General features: G+C 49.5%; 6 protein-coding genes. 4 read left to right on the top strand and 2 right to left on the bottom strand.

Annotation, left to right across the window (positions count from 1 at the left end):
• Nucleotides 1-969: 969 nt before the first annotated feature.
• Nucleotides 970-2,466: a hypothetical protein gene (locus ACO08I_RS28740; protein ID WP_421947899.1), complete on the bottom strand. Its 1,497-nt coding sequence runs from the start codon at nt 2,464-2,466 to the stop codon at nt 970-972.
• 973 nt (nt 2,467-3,439) lie between these two features.
• Here ACO08I_RS28740 and ACO08I_RS28735 point away from each other — a divergent pair.
• Nucleotides 3,440-4,054, top strand: coding sequence for a response regulator (locus ACO08I_RS28735; protein WP_282783323.1), 615 nt, complete (start codon nt 3,440-3,442; stop codon nt 4,052-4,054).
• A complete protein-coding gene (locus ACO08I_RS28730) occupies nt 4,054-6,441 on the top strand; it encodes an ATP-binding protein (protein ID WP_421947898.1) in 2,388 nt (795 codons plus the stop codon). Before ACO08I_RS28735 ends, ACO08I_RS28730 begins: the two co-directional genes overlap by 1 nt.
• A gap of 291 nt (nt 6,442-6,732) precedes the next feature.
• On the opposite strand, the gene ACO08I_RS28725 is transcribed toward ACO08I_RS28730, so the two are convergent.
• A complete protein-coding gene (locus ACO08I_RS28725) occupies nt 6,733-7,551 on the bottom strand; it encodes a DUF4349 domain-containing protein (protein WP_282783327.1) in 819 nt (272 codons plus the stop codon).
• A 309-nt stretch (nt 7,552-7,860) separates the two neighbouring features.
• Between ACO08I_RS28725 and miaB the strand changes: the two genes are divergently transcribed.
• Both miaB and ACO08I_RS28715 read left to right on the top strand, forming a co-directional pair.
• Nucleotides 7,861-9,303 (top strand): tRNA (N6-isopentenyl adenosine(37)-C2)-methylthiotransferase MiaB, encoded by a 1,443-nt coding sequence (gene miaB / locus ACO08I_RS28720; RefSeq protein ID WP_421947897.1) that lies wholly within the window; start codon nt 7,861-7,863, stop codon nt 9,301-9,303.
• Between the two features lie 35 nt (nt 9,304-9,338).
• Nucleotides 9,339-10,649 (top strand): sigma-54 interaction domain-containing protein, encoded by a 1,311-nt coding sequence (locus ACO08I_RS28715; protein ID WP_282783331.1) that lies wholly within the window; start codon nt 9,339-9,341, stop codon nt 10,647-10,649.
• Nucleotides 10,650-10,750 lie beyond the last annotated feature (101 nt).

The raw sequence follows: 10,750 nt of genomic DNA, 5'->3' as shown, positions 1-10,750 counted from the left end.
CGTTATGTTTCCCGAATCAACCGGGACACTTTTGCCCATCTACCCACCCCCTGAGCGGAGGACCACTAAATACAGGGCAGCTGTAAGGTTATAAATATGATTTACAGGCCATTCCTGGCCATGCTATTGTTGCTTTTCAACCTGACCTCAACAGGGACTGTGAAGAAGGCATTCTGATGGACTATGCGATAGAGACCTGTTTGCAATGTCATCAAAACCCCTAAAGGCCCTACTTTGTAATCAACGGGTTCGGGCAGGGAAAAATGTGAATTGCAGAAATATCTGGCCTGTACACATGGTGAGAGGCTACCGATCAGAAAATGAAGATTCAGTATAAGTCCGCTGTCGTAATGCAACAGGGCAATACCAGGTTGGCACCCTGATTTCCCAGGTGAAGGCGATCTGTGATTCAAATCTTCAAACCTGCAAATCCCCTGCCCTGAGCAGTTAGCACTGGGGGCACCAAAGACCACTTTGCTCATTGTTGTAAAAGAGGCAACCTGGGGGAGCCCGGAGCCAACTTGGCGCAAGGCAGCCTGATGGCTAAGCGTGCCCAATTTATTTGTTAGGAGCATTTAAATTTATTTAAGACCCAGCACCGCCTGGCACCGGGCCTCTGTCCATAAAATCACTTCAGGCTTTTGGCGAAATGATATCCACGTTGATCACGCCATCATTCTGAAGGAATAGAAACTGTCCGTAGAGGGTAAAACTGGAAACGTTCATAGTTGACTCAATTGAATGGATTAAATATTTAGACTGTTCTGATATCGAAAGAAATTTGCCTTGGAGGGATACAGGCTGTATATTCGGATCTTGAAAAGACCAGATTTCGCATTAAATAACTCTTCATATATCAATATTACAAACATATAAAAGACAGTCTGGCAACACACAGACAGTTTTCGGGATTTACCCACCCCCGTTTTTTACACCATCAGGAAAAGCGGAGGGCAGCAGCCGGCCGGTTTACAAATGACCGATCAATAATTCCCAAAGGGTTTCATAGGGGACTATTTCGATTTCAAAAGGCTGACTGGCCAGCGGTATAGACATTTGCTGAAGGCACTGCCAGTCTTTAGCGGCCTTTTCGAGTACGATAGCTTTGTCAAAAGCATTCTTCGGCAGGTATAGCAGCAACTTCATAAACAGGTTGCTTCGCTGTAGGTCCTCCGCCTGATTCAGATAGCGGGTACGGTACTTATGCAAAGCGTCCACCCGGTCAATCAACTCATCCCGGCCTCCGTCTATAGTTTTAAGCAAAATCTCAAGTAGCAGAATAGGAATGTTCATCCCTTTTTTATATTTGGAGAACACCTCTATGCCGTTGAGAAAGCGGGCAGGCCGAAAATCAGTGACCCACTTTTCTGACAAGGCACCTACACTTTGTAAGAAGTACAGGTAAGCCTCTGCTATACGCCAGGACTCCTGAACATTTTGGGGCATGCTTTCAAAATTGCGGTGCCCGACTGCGCTTGTGATGACAACTGCTGCCTCTTCATAATGCTGATTGTGCATGTGGAGCAGTGTCAGGACTTCCTGTATTTTGAACCAGTTAAAATCGCCCTCCGTGACGTATTTCCCGCAGTAGGCCGCGGCCTCAAAAGCTGGCTCAGGCTGCTGCAACTGCAGAAAACAGATCAGCCTTTGGTACGAAAAAACCTGAAGGGGGACAGTTGCACTATAAGGCTTCGCTTCAAAAAACTGAATGGCCCGCTCGCAGACTTCAAGCGCCTGCTTATAATCATTCACTACCGTAAATTGGCTAACCTCCAGCAACCGGCCGCACAAGTGCAGCTGATAGGTATCATATTTTTCGAGTGCAGGCTTCACGGTAAGGTAACTTTCAACAGCCTGCTTCTGCAACTCCCGCTTCGTAGCTTTCTCGTTGACAAATTCAACAGACAGCGACAAATACAGCTCCTCCGCAAGGCTTTCCTCCATCCATTTCTGCTGTACCAGTTTGTACTCCTGATTGTAGGCTTTGTACTTCCTGGCATCGCCTTCTATTGTGCTGTAGTAGACCCTCAGGGTATGCAGCAGATCTAGCTGAAGTTCTGTAAGTTCAAATTTCCGGCTGATTTTCGCCAGTTTCAACATTATGGAAAGCGCTGCGGTACGTGCCTGTTTCCCAAGTAGAATCTTAGCAGCTGCCCACTCCCTGTAAGCTTCGAAATATGCATTTTTCCGGTCTTTATAGCCAGAGCGCTTAAGATCAATCAAAAACAGAGCATTGATCAACCTGCTTTTAAGGCTGCCCCTCAGCTTTTGATAGCCAGAGTAGCTTTTGTCCTTACCGTACAGTTGTTCGGCGGCAGCATCGTCATCTTCCACAGATTTCTCCTGCAGCATATCATACAGCTGCTGAATCATAGAGTCTGACTTGCCTTCGGAAGCATTGAAGAGCTCAACCGACCGTAGCTTATGAGGTGTTACGATTTGTGCAATTTCAAAAAGGTCTTTCATGAGTTATTTTGTGCAATCATTCCGAACTAAAGCCCCTTGTTCCCAGACATATCATACAACTTTGAGAGTTGTTGCCTGTACAACACCGAGACCAGGCAACAACCAGGTAGCTGAATGCCTTGAGAAAATAGTTTTCCGGTAAATAATGACACTACCAATTGAGCCCAGGCACAGCCTGAGCATCCGGTCATCATCTTCCGAAATCTTCTTTAAGGTTGGGAGCTTGCATTTCACCCATACTTGTGCAGGGTGAAAATGTGTTGATTAAATGTGCGGTAAATGTGCAGTTATCAAACAAAGCATATGGGGAAATACCTTTGACCTAATTAATATAGGACACCTGCTATCGTCAAGTTTTAAATATAATCGGAGCGTTTTGGGCTATTGTTTTTCAAGTATAAAAATAGGTATTCTTTTTCTTTGCCCTTAAATCTCAATAGTTAAAATACGTATTAACTCTTTACACAGCGCGCCACAAAGCAAAACCAGATTCTTCGTAACTCACTGACATTCTGCAACAAGTCTTGTGCGGCATACCCCGTGTTCAACTGAAAACAATCTGCAATTCACTACACTTTAAGGTAGTTGTGTTATTGCGGCGCCCACAGGGCTCAATACAAAAAAGCTACTAACAGCCAGTAAATCAGGCTATTCCCATAGGAAGTAAGTTCTGTCATCCTGTCCACCGTACTCAACTCCTAAACAATATATCCGGTATTCTGTGTAATAGTACAACCTGGCCGAAATATTTGATTAGGTTTTTCACACCTAACCCCTCAGCCATGCCCGGCTATCGGCTACCAGATAGTTACAGCTCAAATCATTTAGAACCATATTGAAACACTCAATTTTTCAACCCAAAGTGGTGGACTATACAACATCTCTTTCGGTTTTGTTAAGAAAATCTGTTTTCTTGCAGGAGAGAAAGTCATACGGGTCTCCATATGTGGCTCCACGCTAATGAACAAAAATAATGATCAAGATAGCCCTTATAGAAGATGATGCTGCCTACCTCTACAGCCTTAGGCACAGGATACAGCTACAGCCAGATATCCGTTGCCTGATAACGGCATCCTCAGTCAAATCCTTTTGGGAAACGCTGCCCCGTTTGGCATCTATTGATATTGTTTTTATTGATATAGACATGCCCGAAATGAGTGGCATAGAAGCGTTACCTGGCCTTCGGAAACGATTCCCGGAAGCAAATTTAGTCATGCTCACACAGTGTGAAGACCGGCAAGCCTTATTCCAGGCTTTCTCCAACGGTGCCGATGGTTATATTCTGAAGGATTTTCCGGTACGGGAATTCCCGGATTTAATAAAGGTCATCCGGGACGGGGGCGCCCTGATTTCGCCCAAAATGGCCAGATGGCTGATCGCCTACTTCCAGCCCGCTCCCAGGCCTGAATCTCCACTCACGCCGAGGGAAGAGCAGCTGCTGCAATTCTTTGCAGACGGGCACAGCTACGAGGAAACGGCTTCCCTGATGGGTATTACCGTAAACGGGGTCAAGTATCATGTCAAAAAGGTATACGCCAAACTGAATGTGGATAACAGGATTGACGCGATCAAGAAAATGCAGGGATAATGTGTGCACCCAAGGGCAATGAATATGACAGGTTTGGTAGTCTCTTCCGGTTACTACTGCTGCCTGCCTGCTTCAGCCTGTTGTGCCGGGGAGTCTCCGCCCAAACTGCCACAGATACGCCGCGCTGGGAAGAAACATCGTTTGAAGCATTGCTGGATTCGCTTAATACTGCAGACGGGCCCGAAGACCGGCAACGCATTATACAGGCAGGCCTCACCAAAGCTAAAGCAACCGCAAACGCGCTGTGGGAGGCAGAATTCTCCTACCGGCTGGCTGGGCTGTATGGGCAGCAGGGGCAATACCAAGCTGTAAAGAAAATGGGGGAGCGCCCCATTAAGCTCGCCAAACAAGAAGGCGCCCATCATCTGGCGCTTCAGCTCTACAACCTCTATGCAGGATATGGCTTTTATTCTCTGCAGACCTTCGAACCTGCGATCGGGCTCTACACGGAGGCGCTGCAATACGCGATGGAGCACCGGCAGGTTTTGGGCGACAGCCTTTATACCAGAATGGCGATACAGATTTACCCGCCACTTTCAGAGTGCTATTTTAGAACTGGCCAGTACAACAGGCACCTCGAAACTCTTAAAGCTTTCCAAAAACTGGCCCTTGAGTCTGAAAACCCCATTGCCATGGCTACAGCAGCTATTGCCGTTGGGGCTTCTGCACTAAAGTTCAACAACTACTCCCGAGCCAAAGAAGTCCTGCTGGAAGGATATGAGTATATCAAAACCACTAACTATACCACCCTTAAATTCAATTTTTATATTACCCTTTTTGACATCTACCGGAAGGAAGAACAATTGGATTCCGCCCTGCTTTATGCCCAATTGCACCACGACCTGGCGATTCAAAAAGACTTTCCATTTGACCAGTTCACTTCCCTATACCGGTTGGCGGAAATTGACATCAACCGGCAGGATTACAAACTGGCCCTCGAAAAGCTGGAACAGTGCCTCGCTTTTTTTAGCAACGAAAAAGCTCCCATCCATATCGGCAATATTCATTTGCTGAAGTCTAAGGCACTAAGCCAGCTTGGGCGTGACAACGAGGCCCTTTCTGAAATCAAGCTGGCCAAAGGTTATACTGATACGATTGCAGATCTCTATTTCCTCAAGGACTTGCTCCAACAGGAAGCGAAGCTATACTATCAAACCGGTGACATCACTATGGCTTATGAGGCTTTACGGCTCTACAACGAGGCTACCGACAGCCTCCGGCAAAAGGAGCTCTCCAAAGAAATAGAGGGTATGCAGGTAAGCTTGCAGCTTCAGGCTCAGCGGCTCAAAACTCAGGAACAACAAACTGAGCTGCTGCAAAAGGAGAACCAGCTCTTGCTCTCAGAGCAGAAAAGCCGGCAGCTGACCTGGATTTTGCTGGTCTTGTTCCTGTTTTTTATTACCCTCCTGATTGGGCTGCTGCTGGAACGCAGGAAGTCCCTGAAGGCAGCCCGGCGCCTAAGCGAACAGACCAATCAGCAGCTTGATGAACTGCTGGCCGCCATGCGCAACCATGCCAGCCTGCTTTCCCGGGAACTCCCCGGCCACCCTGATGCCGTTATCATACCCAGCCGCTCTGAACACAATACACCAGAGCCGGAAGAGGCACCACAAAACCCCGGAAGCAAACTGCTACAGCTTAAGTCTTTTGTCAACCGGGAGCAGGAACTGCTTACCAGAATCCGCAATCTTGCTCAGGAGAAAGAAGAAACCCTGAAGTCTTTCAACTATATCGTAGGGCATGATCTGAAAATCCCTCTAAGGGCAGCCCTCAATATTGTCTCTATCCTGGAAGAAGAGAGGACCGTTGCAGAGCAGGAAGAACTCCGCCCCCACTTCCACTATCTCCAGAGCAGCCTTGAGCAACTCGCCAAAATGCTGGATGATATGATTCAATATGCTCAGGCCGACCGTCTGGCCCTTCAACCCAAACCCATACAGCCTGCAGGGATTATCCGGGCGGTCTGGCACCAACTTGAGCACGCTGTGCCGGATTTACCGGAGGGCATCAGATTGCAGCTCCCTGATCACTTACCGGAGGTGTATGCCGACCCACCACTTTTCCGGCTGGTGATCACCAACTTGCTTACCAACGCAATCAAGGCTACTGCACGTACGCCCGATCCTGTCATCCGGCTCACCGCACAACCCGAGGGGCGTTTTCTAAAGCTTGAGGTATCGGATAATGGCATGGGTATCGCTTTGCCTAATCAGCAGCGGCTGTTCTCTCTTTTCAAGTCTGTTCATAACCGGCAGGAGTTCCCCGGGACGGGTGCCGGGCTGGCTATTGTCAAACGTATTATGGAGCGGCATGAAGGCAGTGTTTCAGTAGAAAGCATGGGCGAAGGGCGTGGTACCACTTTCACCCTCCGCTTTCCTTTACCATAAACCCCGCCCTATCAAAAATCAGCCCCGCCGCTGACCCCTGTCAACGCTCCCGGCCATCATTCCCCTTACCTTGAAAATAATTCATCACCAAAATCGACAATCATGACAGGCGGAACTTTTTCTTTGATGATACTCTTTGCGATAATCTTGTTTGTGGTGCCTATGATGATGGGCTTTTCAGGCCGTAACCGGCTGGGATAGACTGTGTCGGATTCCCCCTTTGCAGCACCTCACAGGCCGATTGCCAAATCTGACCGGATACAGGTTGAGCAACTCCATCTTGTTGTAGTGCTATCGCTTTGACCGGCGCCGGCGCCACCACCAAATGAGCAGTGCCAGCAGTAGGAGAACAGGCCAGGCCGTAATGGCACCGAGTACCAGGTTCTTCAGTAGCCCCCATCCATCTGCAAAAGCCATCGCTATTTTACTGCCAAAGCTGCGCTGAGCGATACCTGCTGAGCTGGTCTCGTACAAAGTCAGGTAAATGGTGCTCCGGTCTACCTGCTGCTTCAGGTAACGGAACTGGGCCTCCATGGACTCCACCTCCTCGATGACCTGCCTCAGGTTGTTCTCCACAGCCAGCACGTCGTTCACATTCCGGGCTTCCGCCAAAAGCTCCTGGTAACGGGCAATGACGGCACGCTTGGATGCCAGCCGGGTTTCAAGGTCAACGTACTGCCGCGTAACATCCTCCGCATTAACCGAACGGGAGTCAATTTGCAGCGCCAGCCCCTCCAGGGCATTGAGCATGGAGTCCAGTTGTGCAGGTGCCAGCCGGATCACCAGCTGATTCTCCAGTTGCTGCCCGTACTGCCGTTCTTCCTCGGATGTAATCTCGGCCTCAAATGCCGTGATGACCTGCTTCGCCTTCCTGATTGCCTCCTCGTAATCGGCCACTTCCATCCGCAACCGGGCCGTGCGGATCACTTTCTTTTCCGGGACAGCCTCACCAGGCCCGCCACCAGACTTAGCTTCGGTGGTTTGATCAGGAATGGCCTGAGCTTCCTCCATGGCATAGGAATAATCTGAAGAGCCGGAGCGCCCGTCGCAGGCCATAGCCGAAAAAGCCAGTACCAATAATGGGATCAGGGTGCGAAGTGTCATTTTCATGGTTTTCAGGTTTGGATGTACAGGTATTTGATGCGATTTTGGCTGAACCCGGTGTGCCCGGAGTTGTTAAGGTTTTCATAATAAGAAGTGGGGCAAAAATCAAATACACAACTTTCAAAAAGCTTTTGCCCCAACGTTGCACCAAACTCGCCCTCTGGTTGGTTTTGTGCAACGTTGAAACAAAACCAGGTCTGTATTTGATTTTTCGAGAAGCCCTTAGAGACAAATTACAAAATCTACCTGCCAAATTGTCACTCAGCCGGTGAATTTGTTTTATCTTTGCCGACTACTTTGAAAACGGGACAGACGATGTACGATGATAATCCAACCTTGGTCGGCTTGACCAAGACCATAGACGAACAGCGACAGGGCGAAGCTTTTTTCCAGGAGCAGGCCGCAGAGGCCCACCCGGAAGGGGTTCGGCATTTCTATATTGAGAGCTACGGCTGCCAGATGAACTTTAGCGACAGCGAGATTGTAGCGTCCATTTTGGGGCAGGAAGGATATCAGTCTACCCGCAATATGGAAATTGCAGACCTCATTCTCATCAACACCTGCTCTATCCGGGAAAAAGCGGAGGACACAGTGCGCAAGCGGCTGCGGGTGTTCGACAAGGTAAAAAACAACCGCCCCGGCACTTTGGTAGGTGTCCTTGGCTGTATGGCAGAGCGGCTGAAGACCAAGCTGCTGGACGAAGAAAAGCTGGTAGACCTCGTCATTGGCCCGGACGCTTACCGTGACCTGCCCAAACTGATCGCTACAGCCGAAGACGGGGACAAAGGCATCAACGTCTTTCTTTCCCGTGAAGAGACCTACGCCGACATCAACCCCATGCGCCTCGACAGTAATGGCGTGACGGCTTTTATTTCCATCATGCGGGGCTGTGACAATATGTGCTCTTTCTGCGTGGTGCCTTTCACCCGTGGGCGGGAACGGAGCCGCAATGCGTTCAGCATCGTAGCGGAAGCCACTGATTTGTACGAACGGGGCTACCGGGAAGTTACCCTGCTGGGGCAAAACGTCGACTCCTACAAATGGGAAAACCCGGAGACCGAAGAAACAGTCACCTTTGCCAATCTCCTGGAGATGGTGGCCCTGGTGCACCCTGACCTACGTATCCGGTTCAGCACTTCCCACCCTAAAGACATCACGGATGAGGTGTTGTATACCATGAAAAAATACGATAATATCTGCAAGTACATCCACCTGCCGGTGCAGTCTGGCAACAGCCGTGTACTTGACCTGATGAACCGGACTTACGACCGGGAGTGGTATATGAACAAAGTACGCCGCATCTACGAAATCATGCCTGACTGTGCGGTTTCCTCCGATATTATCGCCGGCTTCTGCAGCGAAACGGAAGAAGAGCATCAGGAAACCCTGAGCATGATTGAATTTGCGAATTACAGCATGTCCTATATGTTCTACTACTCAGAACGCCCCGGCACAATGGCTGTACGTAAGTACGAAGATGACATTCCACTTGAGGTGAAGAAACGCCGCCTTCAGGAAATCATCCGTTTGCAAACGCAGGTATCCTTTGCCCACAACAAGCAGGACATTGGCAAAACCTTCAAGGTCTTGATTGAAGGCGATTCCAGGAAGTCCGATCAGCAGTTCAAGGGGCGAAATTCCCAAAACAAAATGCTGGTCTTCGACAAAGAGCCTGGTTACAAACCCGGCGACTACTGCTACGTGAAAGTAAACGATGCCACAAGCGCCACCCTGATTGGCGAGATGGTACAGGCCTAAGCCAGATTTTTTATACCGAAAACCAACTACCTTAAATGGACGCCAACCTCCAATCCATTAAACAACGCTTTGGCATCATCGGGCGGTCTCCCCTACTCGACCGCGCGCTGAGCACTGCCGTCCGCGTATCAGGTACAGACTTGTCTGTACTGATTACCGGGGAAAGCGGTGTGGGTAAGGAGGTGTTTTCCAAAATCATTCATGCGCTGAGTGCCCGCAAGCACAACAACTTCATTGCCATCAACTGCGGGGCTATTCCGGAGGGTACGATTAACTCAGAGCTGTTCGGACATGAAAAAGGGGCCTTCACCGGGGCTACAAGCGAGCGTAAAGGCTATTTTGAGACGTATGACGGAGGTACGATTTTCCTGGATGAGATCGGCGAAATGCCCATGGATACGCAGTCTTTTCTGCTGCGCGTGCTGGAAACCGGAGAATTCATCCGGGTAGGTGCCTCTAAGGTGCATAAAACGGATGTGCGCATCATTGCGGCTACCAATGTTTCCCTGCTGGAAGCGGTAAAGAAAGGTAAGTTTCGGGAAGACCTATACTACCGCCTGAATACGGTGCCCATCAGTGTACCGCCTCTGCGGGAACGACGGGAGGATATTTACATGCTCTTCCGGAAGTTTGCTACTGACTTTGCCGAAAAGTACCGGACCGCCTCTATTCAGCTTGATGAAAAAGCCCGCCTGATGTTGGAAAACTACAGCTGGCCAGGTAATATCCGGGAACTCAAAAATGTGGCGGAGCAGGCGTCGGTTATGGCAGAGGAGAAACTCCTGGATGCCGGGCAGTTGTTGCAGTATGCACCTCAGCTCAGCCGCCGCAATCTTCCAATGATTGCCGATCGCAAAGGAAACGATGGAGATGGAGTAAGCATGCAGGAACGGGAAATCTTCTACAAGCTCATGCTTGATATGAAGAACGACCTGAATGACTTGAAAACGCTCGTTTTTGAGCTCATCCGCAATAACGACCTCCGCGTGCCGGATGCAAGTGATATCCGCAGCCTGCAGGCGCCTTCCTCCGACTATCCGGGGACGAATGCGGCCGACAGGCGGGACGTCACCGACTTCCTCCACGACTACCACGATGACGACTTCCCTGCGCAGGATCTGCCCGATAGCGTCAAACCTATCATTCTCAACCACGATGATCCGGAACAGCAGCAACACTACGCTCAAACGGAAGAGCTGGAAGAGAACCTTTCGCTGGAAGACAACGAAAAGGAGCTGATCTACAAAGCCCTGCGCAAGCACAATGGCCGGCGAAAGGAAGCAGCTTCCGATTTAGGTATCTCAGAGCGGACCCTTTACCGCAAGATTAAGCAGTACGGGTTATAAGCCCGTTTATGGTCTCCATTTTAATTTTATGTAAAATTTCCTGAAAAGACCGTTCATTTACGGCAGACCTGCTATCTTTTGCATCTAAAACTGGTGCACCT

It is taken from the genome of Phaeodactylibacter xiamenensis, from assembly GCF_965229835.1.
Lineage (GTDB): Bacteria > Bacteroidota > Bacteroidia > Chitinophagales > Saprospiraceae > Phaeodactylibacter > Phaeodactylibacter xiamenensis.
Note: the sequence above shows the minus strand (reverse complement) of the source record. Positions and strands in the feature narration are given on the sequence as shown.

Bases quoted from the DNA above. Each gene is read 5' to 3' on its own strand.
- ACO08I_RS28740 (WP_421947899.1), bottom strand. From the start codon at position 2,466: ATGAAAGACCTTTTTGAAATTGCACAAATCGTAACACCTCATAAGCTA.
- ACO08I_RS28735 (WP_282783323.1), top strand. From the start codon at position 3,440: ATGATCAAGATAGCCCTTATAGAAGATGATGCTGCCTACCTCTACAGC.
- ACO08I_RS28730 (WP_421947898.1), top strand. From the start codon at position 4,054: ATGTGTGCACCCAAGGGCAATGAATATGACAGGTTTGGTAGTCTCTTC.
- ACO08I_RS28725 (WP_282783327.1), bottom strand. From the start codon at position 7,551: ATGAAAATGACACTTCGCACCCTGATCCCATTATTGGTACTGGCTTTT.
- miaB (WP_421947897.1), top strand. From the start codon at position 7,861: ATGTACGATGATAATCCAACCTTGGTCGGCTTGACCAAGACCATAGAC.
- ACO08I_RS28715 (WP_282783331.1), top strand. From the start codon at position 9,339: ATGGACGCCAACCTCCAATCCATTAAACAACGCTTTGGCATCATCGGG.